Origin of the sequence: Moraxella oculi (genome assembly GCF_023336735.1) — a bacterium.
Classification (GTDB): domain Bacteria; phylum Pseudomonadota; class Gammaproteobacteria; order Pseudomonadales; family Moraxellaceae; genus Moraxella; species Moraxella oculi.
Window position 1 is genome coordinate 63,275 of the sequence record NZ_JAMBAQ010000002.1, and the last position, 22,877, is coordinate 86,151.

At 43.6% G+C, this 22,877-nt stretch carries 16 protein-coding genes and 3 tRNA genes; 10 read left to right on the forward strand and 9 right to left on the reverse strand.

Going from position 1 to position 22,877, the window contains the following annotated elements:
• Positions 1-30 precede the first annotated feature (30 nt).
• The 4 genes from M2R47_RS01475 (at position 31) to M2R47_RS01490 (ending at position 9,085) form a co-directional block, all read left to right on the forward strand.
• Entirely contained in the window at positions 31-1,143 is a 1,113-nt protein-coding gene (locus M2R47_RS01475) for an SPOR and LysM peptidoglycan-binding domain-containing protein (protein WP_249097907.1), read from the forward strand.
• Positions 1,144-1,386: 243 nt separating this feature from the next.
• Positions 1,387-2,781, forward strand: a complete 1,395-nt coding sequence (locus M2R47_RS01480; RefSeq protein WP_249097909.1) for a porin family protein — start codon at positions 1,387-1,389, stop codon at positions 2,779-2,781.
• A 339-nt stretch (positions 2,782-3,120) separates the two neighbouring features.
• Positions 3,121-6,354, forward strand: a complete 3,234-nt coding sequence (locus M2R47_RS01485; RefSeq protein ID WP_249097912.1) for a transferrin-binding protein-like solute binding protein — start codon at positions 3,121-3,123, stop codon at positions 6,352-6,354.
• Between the two features lie 10 nt (positions 6,355-6,364).
• The gene (locus M2R47_RS01490) at positions 6,365-9,085 is read left to right on the forward strand and encodes a lactoferrin/transferrin family TonB-dependent receptor (RefSeq protein ID WP_249097916.1); all 2,721 of its coding nucleotides are present in this window, start codon (positions 6,365-6,367) and stop codon (positions 9,083-9,085) included.
• A 48-nt stretch (positions 9,086-9,133) separates the two neighbouring features.
• Here M2R47_RS01490 and M2R47_RS01495 read toward each other — a convergent pair whose 3' ends face one another.
• The 3 genes from M2R47_RS01495 to ribA all read right to left on the reverse strand — a co-directional run bounded on the left by M2R47_RS01495 (position 9,134) and on the right by ribA (position 11,390).
• Complete coding sequence (locus tag M2R47_RS01495; RefSeq protein ID WP_249097919.1) at positions 9,134-9,583, reverse strand: c-type cytochrome; 450 nt, start codon at positions 9,581-9,583, stop codon at positions 9,134-9,136.
• Between the two features lie 181 nt (positions 9,584-9,764).
• Positions 9,765-10,736, reverse strand: a complete 972-nt coding sequence (hemF, locus tag M2R47_RS01500; RefSeq protein ID WP_249098241.1) for an oxygen-dependent coproporphyrinogen oxidase — start codon at positions 10,734-10,736, stop codon at positions 9,765-9,767.
• 60 nt (positions 10,737-10,796) lie between these two features.
• On the reverse strand, positions 10,797-11,390 hold the full coding sequence (gene ribA / locus M2R47_RS01505) for a GTP cyclohydrolase II (RefSeq protein ID WP_249098245.1): 594 nt from the start codon (positions 11,388-11,390) through the stop codon (positions 10,797-10,799).
• A gap of 292 nt (positions 11,391-11,682) precedes the next feature.
• On the opposite strand from ribA, the gene M2R47_RS01510 reads away from it, so the two are divergent.
• The gene (locus tag M2R47_RS01510) at positions 11,683-13,845 is read left to right on the forward strand and encodes a 1-deoxy-D-xylulose-5-phosphate synthase (RefSeq protein WP_249097923.1); all 2,163 of its coding nucleotides are present in this window, start codon (positions 11,683-11,685) and stop codon (positions 13,843-13,845) included.
• Between the two features lie 114 nt (positions 13,846-13,959).
• Positions 13,960-14,793, forward strand: coding sequence for an inositol monophosphatase family protein (locus tag M2R47_RS01515; protein WP_249097926.1), 834 nt, complete (start codon positions 13,960-13,962; stop codon positions 14,791-14,793).
• Between the two features lie 93 nt (positions 14,794-14,886).
• On the opposite strand, the gene M2R47_RS01520 is transcribed toward M2R47_RS01515, so the two are convergent.
• From M2R47_RS01520 to M2R47_RS01545, 6 genes are all read right to left on the reverse strand, one after another.
• Positions 14,887-16,251 (reverse strand): wax ester/triacylglycerol synthase family O-acyltransferase, encoded by a 1,365-nt coding sequence (locus M2R47_RS01520; protein WP_249097929.1) that lies wholly within the window; start codon positions 16,249-16,251, stop codon positions 14,887-14,889.
• A gap of 20 nt (positions 16,252-16,271) precedes the next feature.
• A complete protein-coding gene (locus M2R47_RS01525) occupies positions 16,272-17,081 on the reverse strand; it encodes a thiazole synthase (protein WP_249097931.1) in 810 nt (269 codons plus the stop codon).
• A gap of 143 nt (positions 17,082-17,224) precedes the next feature.
• Positions 17,225-17,300, reverse strand: a tRNA-His gene (locus tag M2R47_RS01530).
• A 32-nt stretch (positions 17,301-17,332) separates the two neighbouring features.
• Positions 17,333-17,409, reverse strand: a tRNA-Arg gene (locus tag M2R47_RS01535).
• A 69-nt stretch (positions 17,410-17,478) separates the two neighbouring features.
• Positions 17,479-17,555 (reverse strand) — tRNA-Pro (locus M2R47_RS01540).
• Positions 17,556-17,761: 206 nt separating this feature from the next.
• Entirely contained in the window at positions 17,762-18,073 is a 312-nt protein-coding gene (locus M2R47_RS01545; protein WP_249097933.1) for a rhodanese-like domain-containing protein, read from the reverse strand.
• Between the two features lie 102 nt (positions 18,074-18,175).
• Here M2R47_RS01545 and M2R47_RS01550 point away from each other — a divergent pair, with 102 nt between their 5' ends.
• The 4 genes from M2R47_RS01550 to eno all read left to right on the forward strand — a co-directional run bounded on the left by M2R47_RS01550 (position 18,176) and on the right by eno (position 22,869).
• Complete coding sequence (locus tag M2R47_RS01550) at positions 18,176-18,760, forward strand: DNA-3-methyladenine glycosylase I (protein WP_249097935.1); 585 nt, start codon at positions 18,176-18,178, stop codon at positions 18,758-18,760.
• A 175-nt stretch (positions 18,761-18,935) separates the two neighbouring features.
• Positions 18,936-20,561: a CTP synthase gene (locus M2R47_RS01555; RefSeq protein WP_249097937.1), complete on the forward strand. Its 1,626-nt coding sequence runs from the start codon at positions 18,936-18,938 to the stop codon at positions 20,559-20,561.
• A gap of 86 nt (positions 20,562-20,647) precedes the next feature.
• A complete protein-coding gene (gene kdsA / locus M2R47_RS01560; protein ID WP_249097940.1) occupies positions 20,648-21,511 on the forward strand; it encodes a 3-deoxy-8-phosphooctulonate synthase in 864 nt (287 codons plus the stop codon).
• Positions 21,512-21,555: 44 nt separating this feature from the next.
• Positions 21,556-22,869, forward strand: coding sequence for a phosphopyruvate hydratase (gene eno, locus M2R47_RS01565; protein WP_249097942.1), 1,314 nt, complete (start codon positions 21,556-21,558; stop codon positions 22,867-22,869).
• Positions 22,870-22,877 lie beyond the last annotated feature (8 nt).

Below are 22,877 nucleotides of genomic sequence, written 5' to 3' on the forward strand. Positions count from 1 at the left end.
AGTTGCTGTGAGAGATGAGGGTGCTGTTTTATGATTTCAAAACAAGTAATTTTGGGCTTGGTGTTATTGTTGGGTGGTTCGGTAACGATTTTTGCTGTATTACAAAATAGCAAACCCATCAAGCCAAACGCCGATGAGGTAATTCAAGCTGTGCAAATGGACGATGCGGTAACAAGACCTGTGGCCGTACCTTTGACAGCAGATGCAGCGACCGAAGAAAAAATTCTATCTCAAAAGCAAAAACAAAGAGAGCTTTATAACCAACAGCTTGCCAAAGAAGCTGATGTGCTACTCAGTGAGCAGGAGCGTGCACGCATGTTGGCATTGGAAAAAGCCAAGCAAGAGGCCAATCCAACAACTCAATCCCAAATCAGTGCGGACAATGCTTCTAAAAGTGAGATGATCGCCATGCCTGCCGTGCAAACTCGTCCAGAAGCGGTAGAGGCGGCCAGAGTAGCGGAACAAAAAAGAATGGCTGAGCAAAAAAGAGCTGCTGAGCAAAAGGCCATCCAAGACCAACAGCTTGCTGAACGAAAATCAAGAGAAATGACCAAACAACAGCCCAATCAGACCAAACAAGATAAGCAAGCAGAAAAAATCACCACACAAACCAAGACTGAAAGTAAGCCTGCCACAAGCAATGATGCCATGAAAAAGGGTAAGCATACCGTTGCCAAAGGTGATACGCTGATCGGTTTGTCTCGCACATACGGCGTTCCTGTGTCAGCACTTGCGGCGGCCAATGACATGAATCGTCATGATGCTTTAGTGTTGGGTCGCACCATTGTCATTCCATCAGCATCTTCAATCGCTAAAAGCGAAAGAAGTGCTAAGCCAGCACAACCAGCCACCGAAAGCACCGCCTCAAAAACCAAGTCTGACAACAAAGCAAATAATACAGCAGTTGCCTACAATTATAGTGTACAAGTTGCCATCTCGCCTGATAAAGCAAAAGTTGATGAGGTGGTTAAGAAATACCGTGCCGCAGGCTATCAAGTTAGTACCAGTCAGACATCTCGGGGCATCCGTGTTTTGATTGGTTCGGCAGATTCTTATGATGAAGCCAATGCCATTAGGCAAAAACTCGCCAAAGATTCAAGAGTGGATGCCAGTGGGGCGTGGGTTAAGAAGTTGGAAAAATAATTTTAATGATGGTTGGGCATCTTTTGCCACATCATTTCTATCATCATATCGGTTATGAAAAGATGAGGCGTGGTGCGTTTCGTCGTTGGTGATGGCGGTGTTTTGTTCATCTTAGATGGTCTGGTAGCGTGGCTGACTTGACAAAAAGAATAATAATAAGTATCATTTATTTTCTTATCCCTATCCTAACTGCCCATATTTGCCATGCGTTCTCCATTTTACCGATTAGCCTTATCTGTCTTCTTGTTTTCTGTTCATGTTGCACATGCTGATACGCAAGATGATCGCCGTCTACAATCAGATGTTAAAATACCTGACATAACACCACCTATCGACTCAGCACTGCCAATACCACCACAGCCTGCTAACGCCATGCTGTCGGTAGATGAGCAGATGCTACTGACCAACCCAACCTTACTGTCTCGAGCGATGCTTTCGGTGCTGGTGGCTAATGATGTGGCTGGAACTCAGTTATTATTGCCCATTTACCAAAAACAGCCGAGTGAAATCATTGAATCTGAAATGGTTGACTGGGGCAGTGCCGTGTTGGCAGGTGCGCAAAGCAGACATGACAAATCCAGCAAGATTTACCAGTCGCTGCATGAACGATATCCTAATAATGCCCTGTTTGCCGTTAGACTGATTCAGAGTTTGTTTGCCAATCGTCAATATCTAGAAGCCAAACAACTGCTTGCAGAGCAACCAGATTATATTGTCCGTGAAATGCGTGCCTACCAAAAGGCGTTGACAAATCTAACCAAGCCATCGGTATATTTTTCTGGCAATGTAATTGTTGATAAAAACATTAACAATGCACCCAATCAGACCGACTTGGGTGGTGGCTGGACGGCAAACGCTGCTGAGCAAGCACATGGGATTGCCATCAATGCAGGGATGGAGAAGAAAATTTTATTCAAAGATGGCGTGACGATAGAGCCTTCGGTTACGATGAATGGCAAGCTCTTTCGTGATGCTAAGCATTACAATGAAACGCAGCTTCGCCTAGGGGTCAACACTATCAAAAACCATACTGGGGGTAGCGTATCCATCTCACCTTTTGTGGAGACTTCATGGTATGCTGGCGGCAAAAAAGGCGTTGATGAATTAAGGCATTTTTCGGACACGCTGGGTGTGAGTATTGGCACCCAAAAACAGCTTGGTAAAAAAAGCCAGCTTGCCACCAACATTGAATTTGCCAAACATCATCATAACATCAGACATCACCTATCAGGGCATAGTGTCAGTGCCAAAGCGACCTTTTCTACGCGTCCTAACTGGCTGGGAGAAAGTGGTTGGGTCAGTGTTGGTGCAGATTATCGACAGGCAAAAACCCGCGATAAAGATGACTCCTATACCCGTGTCGGCATACAAGGTTCAATTACCAAGCGGTGGCATGATTTGGGTGTGCGTGGCAGTTTGAATTTTTCCCAAAGACGCTATCATGGACCGATGCCGATTTTTAATCAAACACAAACCAGCGATGAGTATTTTACCAACATCAGTGTTTGGCATAATAAGCTGAGCTACTTAGGGCTAACGCCGAAATTGACTTGGCAATACCAAAAAAATGACAGCAACATCGCACTGTACAGCTACGATAAGAGTCGTGTGTTCTTAGAGGTGAGTCGCCAATTTTAAAAAAACTTACATCATCTTTAAAATCAGCAAGTCTTGCACGATTGATGTCGTCTTGGTTTGTTGATTTTTTTTGTGTCATCGTCTCAACACGACTTTCACCAATTTTGATTCATCGTTCATCATCTGATGCTAAATGTACTAGGTGGCATGTTTGGTGTTAAGTGAATTGTATTTTCAGGTTGCTTATCTTTCAAGAACATTGCACAAATTATAAAAAAGGTTTGCATTGTTAATTCTTTAACTATATAATAAGAATTGTTATTGTTATCATTATTTTGTCACTAAGATAAAATGATTGTTTGATGCTGTTTTACTGACTTTTTAAAGTAGGGAGTGTTCATGTCTAAGAGTACCAAATTTAGCCTATTGCCTTTGGCGGTGGCTGTGACTTCATTGATGCTATCAGCCTGTGGCGGTGGCAGTTTTAATAACCCAAGTACCATTGCCATCGGTCAGTCTAGGATGATTGAGAAGTCTGACCAGTCAAAGGATGATTCAGCCGCTAAGGCTGATGACAATGCCAATGCTGACACTAAGAATAAAGCAGACAGTCGCCTAACCATGCCAGTGTTGGGCAGTTTTTTGGCGATTCCAAAGCGTAATCAGGCTTATGATAAGAACAAACTGACTCATCTAGAAGAGTATGTGCCACTTGATGAAAATAACATCACAACCGCTCATACCAACCCCGTGCCAGCTTTAACCAAAGAGTTACAAGAGCGCCATAAGGGTGGAGAGATATATAAGAGCGATGATAAATATGAGTTTGTAAAAGCTGGTTGGATTTTTACTGGTTTGCGTCCTTATGAGACGATTGAAACTGATAAGGATACGGACCAGCCTAAGCAATACACCAAAGGTGATGGCTATCTGTACTATTATGGTGAAAATCCAACCACGGGACTTGCCAAAGGTGTGGCAAACTATAAGGGGCATTGGGATTTCGTGACTGATGTCAAGCGAGAAAGAGAGTTGACCATCACAGAGACGACAGGTCGCCAAGCGTTCGGTGGTGGTCCAGGCTATAATATGGACACTGGCTTTGGCGATGAAGTCGGTGCGACCAGCTTTGCCGAGCAAGTCTTTGGTCAGGTAAGTCCAAGACAGGGCAATCATAGTGCGGTCTTTGAAGCTGATTTTGACGCAAAAAAACTGACTGGCACACTATCCACCAAGCAAAAAGCGATTGCCAGCAGTCAAGAGACCTATGTAGACCGCTATGATATTAATGCGACCATCAAGGGCAATCGATTTGCAGGTTCTGCCATTGCTAAGAATACCGAAAGTAGCTTTCTAGAACCTAACTTCTTTAATAAAAATGCCGATGACCGCCTAGAAGGTGGGTTTTATGGTGAAAACGCTGAGGAATTGGCAGGTAAGTTTCTAACAAATGATAATTCTGTCTTTGCGGTATTTGCTGGTAAGCAGGACAATCCAGACGAAGTTGAGAAGCTTGAGCAGGTATTTGGTGGCAGCTATGTCGAGCTGACCCAAGACAAGGCTGTCAACCCTGCACAAAAGTCACAAGTGTTATCGCTGGTGAACTTTGGTAATGTGGATCAGCTGCAATTGGGCGATCATACCATCACGCTCTTACCTCAAGAAGCGGGAAAAACAACTCAGCAATCCGTCCAACTGCCTACAGGGCAAACAGCTGTCATCACCAGTTTTGGTAGCAGTGATGGCGTTCTAAGATTGGGCTCAGTAAGTAAAACTGCTAAGATCATCGAGACGACGGCAAAAAGCAAACCTGCTGAAAATGTTAAAGTGACGAATGAAGATAAGGTTAGCGAGCCTGCCAAAACAACCCCAGAACAACTTGAAGCAGCTAGGCAGAAGTTAACTGAAAAGGTTAGTAAGTTAAAAGAAGAGCTTGCTGTTTTAATTAGCAATTATCAAAAAAATAGAACTCAGGATTTGAAGTCACAAATTACTGAAAAAGCTCTTTCTGGATATTCAACTGACAGTGAAAAAGAAAATCTAAAAGGGGATTTGAATGAGATATTCAAGCGTCTAACTAGAAGTGATGAAAGAGAGGAGGCTGCTGAAGAAATTTTGGATATGCTTGCCACAGGTGATAAATATGATATTAATGACGATGCCAATCTAAAAGAATTCTTAGTACAAAGCCCATCAAAGCAAGTGTCATCAGGTCCTACAGAAGAGCAGATTGCTAAAATCGTTGCCAGTCCAACCGAAGAACAACTTGAAGCAGCCAAGCAAAAATTGACTGAAAAGGTTGAAGGGCTAAAAGCAGAGCTAACTATTTTGCTTGATTCTTACCAAAAAAATAGTAAAGATAGAGCGACTTTAAGAAAGCAGATTACTGAAAAGGTTTTATTGGGCTATGCTGACGGAAGCAGTAAAAAAAATGCAGCAGAAGACCTGAAGGATATGTTTAATCGCTTGATGGGCTCAGATAGGGACGAAAGAAAATGGGCTGCTGATGACATTTTAGAAATGCTTGCCACAGGTGATAAATATAAAGCTGATAATAAAGAAAATTTAAAAGAGTTCTTGGTTCAAAACCTGGTGGCACAATCAACACCAAGCCACACTCAAGATCAAATTACTAAGGCAAAAGCTGACTTAAAAGCAAAGCTTGAAACTGAAAAACAAGAGCTAAAAGATCTCCTAGACAACTTTGCAATAGAAAACGGCAACTTTGGTGGTGATGAAGAGTCTGTCGAAACTGCACAAAATCGTACAGAAGATGACGATGAGCGTGTGGAGAATGCGACAGATGGTGCAAGTGAAGTGTCGGGTGCGGATGTTAATGATTTGGAAGAACTAAAAGCACAAGTCATCAATAAAATTAAAGCTGCCTATACTAAAGACAAGCAAGACGCCGTTGGTAAAAAGGCTGGCGAATTGTTTGAAAAGCTAAAGGCTAACGATAAATCGGCAAATGATCAATTGGTAGAGTTATTAACCAAAGGCGATAACTATAATGGCGAAAATATGGCAAATTTAACCGCTTATCTGCCTGCTCTGCCTAGCACACCAAATGACAGTACGACAGAACAATCAGAGGTCATTCCGTTGATTGGCATTGAAGAGTCTTTGACAGGTCTATACATTCTTGGTCAACGCACCCCAGTCAGTCAGATAGCCAATCGAGGTCAAGCTAATTATCAAGGTACTTGGCATGGCAGAATCGGTCATCACTGGCAGTCGCAAGCAGGCTATGGCGAGTACGACGGTAAGGCAAATTTTGAAGTGGATTTTGGTACTAAACAGTTGACTGGTACATTGACTGAAAAATCAGGCATTGAACCTGCCTTTAATCTAAAAGCCACCATTGATGGTAATGGCTTTAGTGGTACGGCCACCACTCGTGCCAATGGCATTTATTTGGATAAAGGTCGTCAGCAAAACCAACAAATCCTAACAGTTGAGAGTGACAATCTGACTGGAGCGTTTTATGGCGAGAATGCCAAACACTTGGGTGGGTCGTTCAGCTTTGAAAAAAATCTGAGCGATGACGAGACGGTTGTTGGCGGTGCGGTATTCTATGGCACAAAAACCACAGACGACCTAAAAACCACAGAAGATGAAACGAAACAAAAGTAAGGATGAGACGATGAATTTTCGCCCAAAATATCTGCCACTGGTCATCACAGCGATGCTGTGCAGCAGCTTGCCTGCATTTGCCAATAATGATGGGGATGATCCAAGTGTTGAGCTTGAGACGCTAAGTGTCATCATCAAAAAACGCTTGCATGCCAAATCCGAAGAAGTTACTGGTCTTGGCAAGACCATCAAAACGATGGAAGATTTGAATAAAAATCAAGTACTTTCCGTCAAAGATATGGTAAAAGATGTTGCTGGTGTGGCTGTTGTTGAGCAGGGCCGCGGTGCCAGCAGTGGCTACACCATTCGTGGCATGGATAAGAACCGAGTGGCGGTCAATGTTGATGGCATCGCTCAAATCCAGTCTTATCTGACCCAAAAACGCCAGTTTGGTGATGGCAGAGAAGGCTCTGGGGCAATCAATGAGATTGAACTTGAAAATGTCAGCGGTGTACAAATCAGTCAAGGAGCGAGTGGTTCTGAGACTGGTAGTGGTGCACTAGGTGGTGCGGTAAGCTTTCGCACCAAAAGCATTGACGATGTGCTAGATGCAGACGATAATTTCTCAGCTTTTTATAAAGGTGCATACGCCAGCAAGAATAAGCAAAAAATGCACTCCGTTGGTGCGGCATTACGCCATAAAAAAGCCGATCTTTTTGTGCAGTATACCGATCGTACCAAAGAGACCGTCAAACCGCATAGCGACATCTATCAGACCAATTATGAAGTGTGGCGTTGGGGCGGCTCTCAGGTGGACTTTGATAAGCAGGCAATTGCACCTACAAATGATCCAAAACGCCAATTTATCATCATCGATGAATGCCCTACCTATGTGGACAAAGACCCTAGCAGTGTGGCTGGCTGTACCAAGCCAAAGCTGGACATCAAGCCTGTATTAGAGACCATGGGTGCTAAAGAATACACTGGCGACAAGCGAGTATTGCCTGACCCTATGGAATACGATTCTAAATCTGTATTGATTAAGGCAGGCTTTAATCCTTCGTCTACGCAACGAGTTGAGCTTTTGACCGAAAAAACCACTCAAAACTATAACAGTCGTGACATGACCAAAACGGCCTACCACTTGGCCGCCAATCACGGTCGAGGTAATCTGGCACAATCACCACTCGTTTATCGCGGACAAAGCTATCAAGAAGGCTATGTGACAGATGCTAAAATTGGACTTTGGACGCAGGCACAGTTTTTTGATGAAAAACACGATAAAAGTCGTTATGGTATCAACTATCGTTACCAAAGTCCTAAAGATTTTCGCTGGTTTGATGAGTTGAATTTAAGTGTTGATAAGCAAAATGTCACCATCGATCATCTGCAAATTGAGAAATACTGTTCGCCTTATCCTACGGTTGATAGAAACTGTACACCCAGTGCAGACAAACCAAATTCTGCCGAACGACAAAATCGTAAAGTGTACAGTGAGGACCATTTGCTATGGCGAGCAGATTTCTCCAAAAATCTATCAGGCGACATCATCAATCATCGTCTCAATTTAGGTCTTGGCTTAGATAAATTCCGTTCCAATCTATGGATTGGTGATGTTAAAGAGCGATATCATCGTTTAGACTTTAAGTTTGTAGATGACATCAAAGATTCAAATGGCAACTTTATTGAAGCCTACCGAATTAATCAGTATCAAGAGGGTACGGACATTTGCCAAGAAGCTCAGCAGTATTTAGGCGAAGCTCGCAAATGTGGCGACAGACCAATCACAGGTCATAATGCTTATGCCACCTTTAAAGATACGATCTCCATCGGAGACCTTGCGAACATTACCCTAGGTGTTCGTCATGACACCCATCGTTTTAACAGTGATGATGATTGGACTGGTACAGGCAAATATCGTAATTTATCTTACAATGGTAGTCTTGTGCTAAAACCAACCGATCATGTTGACTTGCTATATCGTATCTCATCTGGCTATCGTGTGCCAAGCTTTAAAGAGCTGTTCGGCTACCGTTTAGATGGCTTGACCAAAGGGGAGAACGACGATCAGCATTACCGTACTAATGTTAAACCAGAAAAGGCTCGCAACCAAGAGTTTGGTATCGCTTTTCATGGCAATTTGGGTGAGGTTACGGCCACTTACTTTGATAACCGATACAGTGATCTGATTGATTTGACACTCAAAGGTGATCAGTGGGGCTATCGCAACTATCAAGATGTGCGTTTGGCTGGTCATAGTGTTCAAGCTAAGGCCTATCTTGGTGAGCTTTGGGATAAGTTGCCTGTGGGTTTGACTGCATCTGCTAACTATCTAAAAACCAAAGTTAAAGATAACCACATCAAAGAAGGTTTTGAGTACGGTTCTGGCTACTTCCTAGACACCATCTCACCTACTCGTTATGCTTTATCGCTTGATTATACTGCTGATAGCGATAAGTGGGGCTTGGGTGCGACTTGGATTTTTAGCGATGCTAAAAAAGACACTGAATTAACCACATTAGTCGCATCACCGAGCGGTACTTATGAAAAAGTTGCCACTACGGTCAATAGTAAGGCTTGGAGAACGCTGGATTTGTCGGCATTTTATCAACCAACTGATAAGTTGACTGTAAGAGCTGGTATTGATAATGTCTTTAATTATCGATATAGCCCATGGGAGTCTTTGCGTCAGACCTCGGTTGTCTCTGGCAATCAGCATACTCAAGGATTGCCCAGCCAATATGCTGCCAGCGGTCGTAATTTTGTACTGTCTGTACAGACCAAGTTCTAAAAGAATCAATAAAAAACGCACTTTAACAGTGCGTTTTTTATTGACCAGTCATCTACTTTTATAAGATTTATGACATGAACCACAACTTTCGTTCATCTTACCAAATGCTTTTTCAACATCAGTAAAAGATTGGGCTTTGTCGGCAGCACTTACCAGTTCACCGACAGCGTCATCAAACATCTGTGCTTTAAGTTTAAATCCTGCAGCATCCGTCCAAACGGTATCTTGTGCCTTGCCTTTTTCTGCATCATTATCAAAATGTGCCCAAACATGCGTGCTGGCCTGAATGGCGTCGGCTTGTTCCTTAAAGGCTTTTGCATCAAAGCGATCTTCAAAAAGCATGCTTTTCATAATATCGCTTGATATGCGCCAGTCTTGCATGATGTCTTGGCGAATACTGACATCGTTTGGTGTTGTGGGTTTTGAGCTACAAGCAGTAACAGTTAACACAGCGACAATGGCGATAGCAAGACCTTTGCTGATTGGCAATATGTTCATGGCTTCCTCGCAAGGTGGCTAAAATAGAAAAATCATACCTGTTTTCACCAGCAGCTTGATGATGAATTCAGATGAGTTTTTCAATATAACACACAAAACATTGATTTTCAATGAAATTCATGAATGTTGCCTATGTCCAAACAGACCAATACGCTGTGTCCAATCACACGACCAATAACTATCAGGTTGGTTGTGATGCCAGCCAATCTCTAGGCTTTAAATAAAAATCGGTCAGTTCAAATTCAGGCGTGCCTACTTTAGGCTCATAGCGATACGACCAACTGGCTAGTGGTGGCATGGATACCAGAATCGATTCGGTGCGTCCATTCGATTGCAACCCAAAAATTGTACCACGATCATAGATGAGATTGTATTCTACATAGCGTCCACGACGGTATAGCTGGAATGCTCTTTGGGAGTCGGAGTAGGCTGTTTGTTTGTTGCGTGCAAAGATTGGTAAAATGCCATCAAGATAGCCTTGTCCGACTGCCTGCATGAAAGCAAAACACTGATCAAAATCCCAGCCCATGCTGGCAGTATTCAGATCATCATAAAATAGACCACCGACACCACGGCATTCATTGCGATGTTTTAGATAGAAATATTCATCACACCAAGTCTTGAATCTTTCGTAGATTTGCTCACCAAATGGCTGGCATAAATCATGAGCGACTTGATGCCAGTGTATGACATCATTCATGTTGGGATAAAAAGGTGTCAAGTCAAAACCACCACCAAACCACCAAATGGACTCACTGCCATTTTTTGGTTGTGCTACGAACAGTCGCACATTGGCATGACTGGTTGGCACATGGGGGTTGGTTGGGTGGATGACAAGCGAAACCCCCATTGCTTGTGCTTTTGCCCCCACAAGCTGTGGATAGCGTTCGGTGGCGGACGGTGGTAATTTGTTAATGTGGATATGGCTGAACATCACGCCGCCTTTTTCAATGACCTTGCCACCACTCATCACGCATGAGCGGCCACCACCACCTTCGGCTCTCTCCCAGTCGTCGATGATGAACTTGACATCGCTGCCGCCATCAACGCCACCTGAATGCTCTTCGTTTTCTAGGGAATTGCAGATGTTGGCTTGTAAGTTTAATAAAAATTCACGCACCGCCAAAATCTTATTGTCATGAATGTCTAACATTGTCATTACATTGCCTTAGTGATTAACTGCTTTAAATTTCTGAAGATTGCTTTGATGGAGTTATTGATGATTGATCAGATGCCCCATTTTGGTGCCTTTGATATTTAGGTAGTCTTGATTGTGTGGATTGACACCAACGATGAGTGGTACTCTAGAGATAATATTGATGCCGAGTGCTTTTAATTCATTGATTTTATTTGGATTGTTAGTCATGAGGCTAAGTCTGCTAACGCCGACATGATCAAGCATTTCTTTACACATCTCATAGGTGCGAGCATCGGCAGGTAGTCCAAGCATGAGATTGGCATCTAGGGTGTCGTGTCCTTGGTCTTGTAGTGCATAAGCACGAATTTTATTGGTTAAGCCAATGCCACGACCTTCTTGACGCAAATATAAGATGGCACCACAGCCATGTGCCTGTATCATTTTCATGGCGGCATTCAGCTGCGGCCCACAGTCGCATTTGAGTGAACCAAACGCATCCCCCGTTAGGCATTCTGAATGGATGCGAACCATAGGAATGACAGTAGGGTCATCATTGGGCAGTCCATGGCTTAATAAAACATGCTCTTGTTTATTTTCATTTTCAAAAACATGAATGTCAAAGTCGCCATGCACGGTAGGTAATTTGGCTTTACTGATGAAATGATACAAAACAAACCCCAAAAATGACACACGCCAGTCTGATTTTTTATGAATCATGCGGCTTTTTATAGAAAATTTTGCAAAACTATGATGAAAAATACAGCATCTCATTAAAATGGCGATGCTTGGGTAGCAAAAACATGGCCCATCTTATAAAATAGTCGCATGATGTTATTAAAAATGCTATTATGCCATACTCTTTGATTGATTGAAAAGAAATTGGTTGAAAAAAAACAGCGGATTTGACACCATCTCTGTTACCTTTGCTAAAACATTATTGATAATTGGAACATAGCCAGTCATGCCAAACTCTACCGACAGACAAGCATTTCGTCCTAAGATCTTTACAGCAATGCCGATTGAGCGTCCAGCAACACCATTGCTTGATAAAATTGATTCGCCCAAAGCCTTAAAAGGATTGAGTGTGGTTGAATTGTGCCGATTGTCTGATGAATTGCGTGAATACTTACTTTATTCGGTAGGGCGGTCTGGCGGACATTTTGGGGCGAATTTGGGCGTGGTGGAATTGACGGTTGCCTTGCATGCCAGCTACGATACGCCTTATGATAAGCTTGTTTGGGATGTTGGGCATCAGGCGTATGCCCATAAGGTATTGACAGGCAGGCGAGAAGCATTGATGGGCATTCGTTCAAAAGGAGGGTTGACGGCATTTCCTGAGCGAAGTGAAAGTGAGTACGATGCTTTTGGCGTGGGGCATAGCTCCACATCCATTTCGGCAGGGCTTGGCATGAGTTTGGCAAGTCGTATGTTGGGGGAGTCTCGAAAAGTCGTGGCTGTCATTGGAGATGGTGCGATGACGGGTGGCATGGCATTTGAGGCAATGAATGATGCGGTGCAACAAAATGCCGATTTGACGGTGGTTCTCAACGACAATGACATGTCCATTTCCCAAGCAATCGGCGGTTTTAGTCGTTATTTGGCACGGCTTTGGCAGAGAGGTTTGGCGTTTGATATTGATAAACATGGCAACATCTTGATGACCAAGCGTGAAATCAGCACTGATGATCGTCGCATGCGTCATTATCTGCATATGGCGACAGATGCCAAAGAAGCATTGGAGAGGATTCCTGCCAAAATCGGTGGAAATATTGGCAAGAGTATCGGTAATCTCTTGGGTAAAAATGCCGCACCCATGCCATTATCAGATAAGATTGCTGAAAAATTGAATGATCATTTATTTCCTGATAATTTATTCAAAGCCATTGGTTTTACTTATCTTGGGCCTTTTGATGGACATGATTTGCCAAAACTGTTGCAAGTCTTTCAAAGAGCTAAAAAACTAAGCGGTGCCGTACTCGTTCATGTGCATACGGTAAAAGGCAAAGGATATTTGCCTGCTGAGACCGATCCTATCAAGTATCATGCAATCAGCAAGATTCCTAAAACTGCTTCACTAAAATCAGACAACGCTCCCATCAAGCCCTTCAAGAAATACTCTGATGTTTTTGGTGAATGGCTCATGGATCGTGCCGATGAATCACGGCTGGTTGCCATCACGCCTGCGATGTGTGAAGGCTCTGGTATGGTGGAATTTGCCAAAAACCACCCTAATAAATTTTTTGATGTTGCCATTGCTGAACAGCACGCTGTAACGCTTGCTGGCGGTATGGCAACTGGTGGGCTAAAACCAGTGGTGGCGATTTATTCTACCTTTTTACAGCGGGGATATGATCAGCTGATTCATGATGTGGCATTACAAAATTTAGATGTTACTTTTGCCATTGATAGGGCTGGGCTTGTGGGTGAAGATGGTGCAACACACGCTGGCGTGTTTGATTTGGCATATCTGCGATGCGTGCCGAATGTCGTGATTGCTACGCCATCTGATGAGCATGAATGTTATCATTTGTTAAATGCTTGCTATGATCACCAAGGTGTCTCTGCCATTCGCTACCCTCGTGGTGTTGGAGTGGGTTGCTCAATCGTTAAGAATCATGAGAGATTGAGCGTGGGGAAAGGTAGGATTGTTTGGCAAAGTCATGCAAACCATCAAGACACACATGCTCACCAATCATCACTCATGAAGCGTGGTTTGGCTTATATGCACTTGGTGTTATTTAATTTTGGTACTCGTCTTGCTGACGCATTAAAGGCGGTGCAAAGCTTGGCTTGTGATGAGGTGTTTGTTACTGTGTGCGACATGCGATGGGTAAAGCCACTTGATACGGCGTTGATTGACGATGTGGTCAAAACTGCAACGCACCTTGCGACCATTGAGGAGCATCAGATCATGGGTGGTGCAGGTTCTGCATTGAATGAATATTTGGCAAATCAAGGCGTATGCCTACCCATTAAAAATCTTGGGATTAAAGATGAGTTCATCGCCCATGGTTCGCATGCTGAGCAACTGGCGGAGTGTCAATTAGATGAAAGCGGCATTCGTCAACAACTAAGCATGTTGCTACATAACAAAACTCATGAGCACAGACTCAGCCCAATTTGATGAGAGTTGGATTGGGGTAAAAAACATGGTAAAGACGGCTGATTTGGGCTATAATGGCATTTTTGCATGCTGAATGCAAAAACCACTCTTTAAAACAGTCTGGTAAGGTGAATTATGGAACCCATGGTAGTGATTGCGTCACAAGTGGCGCGAAAAGTAGGTCATGAGATTTTGCGTGCTCATGAAAATCGCCATCGTGTTGATTTGGCGGTAGAATCTAAGGGTATTGATGGCTTGGTTACCAAAGTTGATCGCTATGCTGAGGAACTGACCATCTCTTTATTGAAAGAAAGCTATCCAAATCATTCATTCTTGGGTGAGGAGTTTGGTCTGCAAGAAGGCAAAGGTAGCGATGCTCAATGGTGCTGGATCATTGACCCCTTAGATGGCACACAAAACTTTGTGCATGGCGTGCCACATTTTTGTGTGTCAATCGCTGTGCAAAAAAATGGCATTACTGAACATGGCGTGGTGTATGATCCTGTGCGTGATGAGCTTTTCACCGCCAGTCGTGGTCGTGGTGCCAGACTGAATCAGCGTCGTCTGACCGTCTCCGATCGCAGAACGATCGCAGGTGGATTGTTCACAACAGGGCATCCTTATGAGCGTATGGTGGGTACGGTTCGTACCAGTTTTGCTCGTCAACATTTTGCCAGCTTACAAGCGGTGTGTGAGAACGGTGGCCAAGTTCGCCGTACAGGCTCGGCAGCACTTGATTTGTGCTATGTGGCGGCAGGTCGCTTTGATGGCTATTTTGAAATGAGCATCAAGCCTTGGGACATTGCGGCAGGCGAATTGATTGTGGCGGAGTCTCGTGGTGTGGTCGTGGATCATCATGGAGCCAGTAATGCAATGGCGACAGGCTCTGTGTTTGCATGTAATGTTAAGCTATTAAAGCCACTCATGCAACTGGTCATTCCAACTTGGGAAAACGCACTCATCAACTAAACTTACCAAACAAATGTGTTTGACAAGTCTGATGAAAATCAAAACATACCTAAAACCCAAATGGCATGTGCCTTTGGGTTTTTTATCATCAAATCAAGGTTGAGTGGTGTTGTCAATTAAGCATTCGTATTGCAGTAGCTGATTTTTAATGAGTGAGGGTAATTTTTCAATATTGGGTAAGGTAATGGGGCAAGCGGTGATGCCAAAATCAAGTTTGTCTTGATGGTTAGCGAGTGTGATGTTGAGTGCTTGCCCATCTAGCAAAACAGAGGCGGGGAAAATCTGTGTAAGTTTGGCACCGTTTAAATAATGAGAAACATCATCACTTGGAATGTTTGAGATGATGAGATTGAATCCTTGTTTTTTTGGAGCAAGCTTTGTGGCAAGATTAATGCCAGCCCAGCCATAGCTGATCAGGCTGTAATTAATGATTTGGGCTTGCGTCATGCGTGAAAAGCGATTTTTACCATCAATGATGCTTGCTCGTATGGTGTTTAGGCGAGTGACGGCATCAGTTTCATTGGTGGCTAAATTAGTCAATAAAAAAGACAGTTGATTGCCCAAATCACTATCGTCTTGGCGTAAGCTGATGGGAACAAAAGCTGTCAAAGGAGTGTCAGGTAGGCAGTTTTGAGCTGATAAGTACTCACGCAAAGCACCTGCACATACCGCCAAAACCACATCATTGGTGCTGACTTGAAAGTGTTCGGCGATTGATAAAAATCGCTGTTTTTCTAATGACTGAGTGATCAGCAGCCGAGATTTGGAGATGCGTTGATTTAATATGGAAGGTGGTGTATTAAAAGTGCTGATGGCATTTGAGTATTGAGGGTGTTTTAGACGCTTTATGAACTCTCGTGCGACAGGCTTGATGGTACCGACTTGTTCTTTGATGAGTGAGATGATGGTACGGTGCTTTGGGGGGTTCTTGGAATGTCTTTGCTGGTTTTTTGACCAAAAGTGCCAAACAAATTTGGCGTCTGGTGAGACTGAAAGCGAGCGTTTAAAAAGACGCATGGCGGCCACACCATCAGCCATGGCATGATGCATTTTCAGATAAATGGCAAAGCGATGGGGCTTGTCTTGTGTGACAGGACTTAGTCCATCGATGACATGACACTCCCACAAAGGGTGGTTGCGGTTTAGTATTTGAGAATGCTGACCAGAAACATAAGCCATCAATGTCTCTTCACTGCCATCATCTAGCAAATGGTATGTCAGATGATGATTGATGTCAAAATCATCATCTCTACTCCAAAATGCCTTATATGTTAACAGTTGATTAAACGGAGCTGTTGCTGGCATGTCGCTTGTCGCCATTTGCTGTACTAGTTTTTTGACAAAATTAGCGTCGGCATTTTTGGGCAATTCAAAAAAGCATAATCCTGAGATGTGCATCGGCTGGTTGTCAGACTCTAACAACAAAAATAAATGGTCGGTAAGGCTTAAAGCACGCAAAGCAACATTCCAAGATGAAATTATTGAAAAAAGTAGCCAGTTTGTGGGCTGCTTGCTACTGCCATCTTGCGTGCTGGCATGCGACCTGCTAAGAAAGCTTGGCGACCTGCGTGGACAGCGTTTTTCATGGCGTGCGCCATCATCACAGGGTTTTGGGCATGGGCGATGGCAGAGTTCATTAGTACGCCATCACAACCTAATTCCATGGCTATGGCGGCATCAGATGCTGTCCCTACGCCTGCATCCACCAAAATGGGAACATGAGCATTTTCAATAATCAGACTGAGCGTATGACGGTTTAGTAATCCAAGTCCAGAGCCAATCAAACTGCCCAATGGCATGACTGCCACACAGCCCATGCTTTCAAGCTCTTTGGCAACAATCGGATCATCTGAAGTATAAACCATCACCTCAAACCCATCTTCAATCAATACTTTTGCGGCTTTTAAGGTTTCGGTAACATTCGGGTATAGGGTTTTTTCATCGCCCAGCACTTCTAGCTTGACCAGATTATGCCCATCAAGCAACTCTCTGGCAAGCTGGCAGGTGCGAATGGCACTATCAGCATCAAAGCACCCTGCGGTATTTGGTAAAATGGTGTAGTCTTTTGGTGAGATGATGTCTAGCAGATTGGGTTCGTCTTTGTGTTGACCAATATTAGTGCGGCGAATGGCAACCGTGACGATTTGGCTGCCACTGGCTTTGATGGCCTCGCCTGTTTCATTTAGGTCTTTATATTTGCCCGTACCAACCAGTAAGCGTGATGAAAAGGTACGAGATCCGATGTGAAGGGCGTCTTGAACCAAGAGGGTGTTTGAAATGTCGGTCATGGAATACTCTACTTTATTTTTTGGTGTTTTGATAAGACTGTTAAAATCGTGTGGTCTAGTATAGCAAAATTTCTTAGTGTATTGTTGGGATATTTTTTTGGATATGATAAAAAGCCCACTTAGCTAAGCGGGCTTTCATAATATGGGGTGACTAATGGGGCTCGAACCCACGACAACCGGAATCACAATCCGGGGCTCTACCAACTGAGCTATAGCCACCATAATTTTAGATTTGATGAAAATCAGGCAAATGGCACGCCTGGCAGGATTCGAACCTGCGACCACCTGCTTAGAAGGCAGATGCTCTATCCAACTGAGCTACAGGCGCTCATAAAGCTTAATGTTAGCATGTGAAAAATATTTCTACTAACAAAAAAAGCCACTTAGGCTTTTAACATGGTCGGAGTGGAGGGATTCGAACCCCCGACCCTCTGCTCCCAAAGCAGATGCGCTACCAAGCTGCGCTACACTCCGATGATTGTACAGCGTCTGATTTTCATCGTCTGCCGTCGTTGTGGTGCGTATAATACAGCTAAGATGGCGATATGTCAATTAAATTTTTTTAAAATTTCATAAAAAAACTGCAACCATATGATTTTTATGAAATTTTAAACCATCAACACACCGCCAGCCCCTTCATACAGTGATCCGAACAGGGTGGTATGACAACCAAACTCCAGTCATTCTTGTTCACTGATGATGGTCATGCCAAGGGCTTTGGCACCTCGTGTGCCACCTGTCAGATGAATGATGCGGCGATCAGGATCTAATTCATCAAGCATGGCACAAGCACGCCCAGCCTTAGTACCGCCGCCACACAGTACATAAATATCGCCTTTAACAGTTTGTAATAGCGATTGATTGATCGTACTTAGCGGGATGTTTTTGGCATATTCAATATGCCCCTCTCGGTAGCTTTTTTCATCTCGGACATCCCAAATGTTTTGCTCTGCACTTGGGGTAAGGTCTTTAATGTCCATTTGGCTGATCATACACAACTCCAAAAATATGAAAAATTACAAAATCGTACAAAAAATTCAGCAAATTAATGTAACATAAATGCTCATCAGAATCAAAAGATGGTAGCCTAAGCCATGTCAATAACAAATAAGAAACGCTGCACATGGTGCGGTCAAGATCCGCTTTATCAGTCGTATCATGATGACGAATGGGGCGTGCCTTGTCATGATGACAGAAAACTGTTTGCAATGTTGTGCTTGGAGGGGATGCAGGCAGGGTTGAGCTGGATCACCATATTAAAGCGTCGAGAGTCCTATTATCAAGCGTTTGATGGCTTTGATCCAATAAAGATTGCCAGTTATGATGATAAAAAAATTGACGAGCTGATGAGTGATTCAGGCATCATTCGCCATCGCCCTAAGATTACAGCCATCATTGCCAATGCTAAGGCTTATCTAAGAGTTACCCAAAATCAATCGTTTGATGAGTATGTTTGGGGGATTGTTGCTGACCATCAAAGTCAAACACCGCTCATCAACCACCCTAAAAACATACAAGACATTCCTACAAAGACAAAGGCAAGCATCGCTTTATCAAAACAACTGAAAAAAGATGGTTTTCAATTCATAGGCCCTACCATCTGCTATGCGTACATGCAAGCATGCGGTATGGTTGATGATCATGTCATCGACTGTGCGTTTAAGCATCATGTCGGATAAATTGAGGGTATTAACGGTGGTAGTCAGGGCATTTATCATTGCTAGGTTAAGCTTAAAATGACCTTAAAACATTAAAATGGCGGCTTAAACAAAACGCAAAAAAATTGACCAGCCCCCTATATTTTTTTGGCAAATTTTAGTAAAATTCCCTTTTACCAGTAAGCAGTGAATTGTTATGACGAAATTTATTTTTGTAACTGGCGGTGTGGTGTCATCTTTAGGTAAGGGCATTACCGCTGCCTCTTTGGCGGCCGTCTTGGAGGCTCGTGGTCTTAAAGTTACCATGACCAAGATGGACCCTTACATCAATGTCGATCCTGGCACGATGAGTCCGTTTCAGCATGGTGAAGTATTCGTGACAGAAGATGGTGCGGAGACCGACCTTGATTTGGGTTATTATGAGCGTTTCTTGCGTCATTCTAAGATGAGCAAGGTCAATAACTTTACCTCAGGGCGTGTGTATCAGACTGTGTTGGCCAAAGAGCGTCGTGGCGACTATTTGGGTGGGACGGTACAGGTCATTCCACACATTACTGATGAAATTAAGTCTCGTGTGAAAGCTTCTGGCAAGGGTTTTGACATTGCCATCATTGAAATCGGTGGAACGGTTGGTGATATTGAAAGCTTGCCATTCATGGAAGCTGTGCGTCAGCTACAAGTTGAGCTTGGGCATGATAATGCGATGCTCATGCACCTAACCTTATTGCCCTATATCAAATCAGCCAGCGAGCTTAAAACTAAGCCTACTCAGCACTCTGTCAAAGAATTGTTGTCAATCGGCATTCAGCCAGACATTTTGGTGTGTCGTACTGAGCATGATGTGGATGCTGATACTAAGCGTAAAATTGCCTTGTTTACGAATGTGCCTGAGCGTGCGGTGGTCGTGTGTAAAGATGCACGAAGCATCTATGAAATTCCACGCACTTTTTATGAACAAAATTTGGACGACTTGGTTTGCGAGCGTTTTGGTTTTGATGTGCCAGAAGCAGACTTGTCAGATTGGGATAAGGTCATTGAAGGTCTGATGAGTGCGGAAGGTGAAATTGTCGTGGCGATGGTGGGCAAATATGTTGAATTGCCAGATGCCTATAAATCAGTCAATGAGGCGTTATTGCATGCAGGCATTCATAACAGAACCAAAGTTAAAATTCACTACATTGATGCTGAAAAACTAGAAACACAAGCAAATCTGATGGACGAACTTAAGTCATGTGATGCCGTACTTGTGCCAGGTGGGTTTGGTGAGCGTGGCACTGTGGGCAAAATGATGGCAATCAAATATGCTCGTGAAAACAACAAGCCTTACTTGGGCATTTGTTTGGGCATGCAGCTTGCGGTGATTGAATTTGCTCGTAATGTGCTTGGCTTGTCTGCCAATTCAACGGAGTTTGATCGTAAGGCTTCCGAGCCAATCATCGGGCTGATTACGGAATGGTTTGATGAAAAAGGTGAATTGCAAATCCGTTCTGACGATTCTGACTTGGGTGGTACGATGCGATTGGGTGCACAAGAAGCAGAACTGGTTTTAGGTTCAAAGCTTGCTAAAATCTATGGCACACGCAACATTACCGAACGCCATCGTCATCGTTATGAGATGAATAATCGTTATATTGAGTCGTTAGAAGCAGCAGGCATGAAAATCTCAGGCTATTCCGCCAGACAGCATTTGGTGGAAGCGGTGGAGATTGACGATCATCCTTGGTTTGTGGCGGTGCAGTATCATCCAGAGTTTACCAGCTCACCAAGAGGCGGTCATCCACTGTTTAACAGTTTTATTAAGGCAGCCATAGACTTAAAATGATAATATGAAATGCACGCCGATATTTGGTGTGCTTTTCGTTCAAAGATGACAAGCCAAATATTTTCTACTAAAAAAAGGAAAGGTTGATGACGCAGTCGTTAAGTAAACCTCAATCACACATCACTGTGGCAGGGGTTGAGATAGGCAATGATAAGCCGTTCGTACTGTTTGGCGGTATGAATGTGCTAGAAAGTCGTGAGCTTGCCTTTGAGATTGCCGAGCAATACATTGATATTTGTTCAAGGCTAAATATTGGCTATGTTTTTAAAGCAAGCTTTGACAAGGCAAATCGCTCCAGCTTGTATTCATTTCGGGGCCCCAGCCTTGAAACAGGGTTGACTTGGTTAAATGACATTAAAGAAAAATACGATGTACCAATCATTACCGATGTGCATGAACCGTATCAAGCAGCCCCAGCAGCTAAGGTGGCAAACATCATTCAGTTGCCTGCTTTTTTAAGTCGTCAGACAGACTTGGTAAGTGCGATGGCAAAAACTGGTGCGGTGATCAATATCAAAAAAGCACAGTTTCTTGCACCTCATGAAATGCGTCACATCATCAATAAATGTCTAGAAGCAGGCAATGACAAAGTCATTTTATGTGAGCGTGGCACTGCATTTGGTTACAATAATTTGGTTGTGGACATGCTTGGGCTTGACATCATGAAAGCGATGAATGTGCCTGTCTTTTTTGATGTGACGCATGCCTTGCAAGAGCCGGGTGCAAGAATTGACGGTGCGGGTGGTCGTCGCCATCAAATCACAACCTTGGCTCGTGCAGGTATGGCGACTGGATTGGCAGGTTTGTTTTTAGAGGCGCACCCAAACCCTGATGAGGCTAAGTGTGATGGTCCTTGTGCTCTTAGGCTTGCCCAGCTAGAACCATTCTTGGCACAATTAAAACAGCTGGATGACTTGGTCAAAGGTTTTGCAGTATTAGATACGCATTGATTTTTTGATCATGTATTTTATTAACTTGTATGAAAGGAATATTTATGTACGCTGAAACCACTGATAACGCCATTGAAATCAAAGACATTGTTGCTCGTGAAATCTTAGATTCTCGTGGCAATCCAACGATTGAGGCAGATGTGATTCTTGCTAATGGCGTGTGTGGCCGTGCCGCTGCTCCATCTGGTGCCTCAACAGGCTCTCGTGAAGCTCTTGAATTACGAGATGGTGATCAGTCTCGCTATTTGGGTAAAGGGGTAAAAAAAGCCGTTGCCAATGTCAATAGCCAAATTCGCTCGGCACTTTTGGATAAAGATGTGACCGCACAGGCTGAGATTGATAAAATTTTGATTGAGCTTGATGGCACAGAAAATAAAGAAAAGCTGGGTGCTAACGCCACGCTGGCCGTGTCTTTGGCCGCTGCTCATGCTGCAGCCATCGCCAAAAACTTGCCGCTGCATCAGCACATTGCCAACTTGAATCGCCAAACTGCCTTAACAATGCCTGTGCCAATGATGAACATCTTAAATGGTGGAGCACATGCTGATAATACAGTGGACATTCAAGAGTTTATGATTGAGCCTGTGGGATTTTCTAGCTTTTCTGAAAGCTTGCGTGCAGGCACGGAGATTTTTCACAGCTTAAAATCGGTACTCAAAGCCCAAGGTCTTAATACGGCAGTAGGCGATGAGGGCGGCTTTGCCCCAAATCTGCGTTCTAATGAAGAGGCAATCACTGTCATCATGAAAGCGATTGAGCAGGCGGGATATAAAGCAGGTCAGGACATTTATTTGGCACTTGATTGTGCGTCATCAGAGTTTTATGACAACGGTCAGTATGTGTTGGCAGGCGAAGGCAAGTCATATACCAGCGAGGGATTTGCAGATTATTTGGCTGGTCTGTGCCGTCAATACCCAATCATTTCCATTGAAGATGGCTTAGATGAAAGTGATTGGGATGGATGGGCTTATTTAACCAAGCAGCTTGGCGACAAGGTGCAATTGGTTGGAGATGACTTATTTGTAACCAATCCTAAAATCCTAAAAGAAGGCATTGATAAAAATATTGCTAATGCCATTTTGATTAAATTTAATCAAATCGGTACTTTAAGTGAGACGCTAGATGCGATCTACCTTGCAAAAAATAATGGATATGCTACCGTCATTAGCCATCGTTCTGGCGAAACCGAAGATTCAACGATTGCTGATCTGGCGGTGGGTACGGCAGCGGGTCAGATTAAGACTGGTTCTTTATGTCGCTCTGATCGTGTCGCCAAATACAACCAATTACTTCGTATTGAGCAGCAGGTTACTGCCACATTCCGTGGTCGTGAAGAGTTTATTGGCTTGCGTGGCTAATCGAGGTC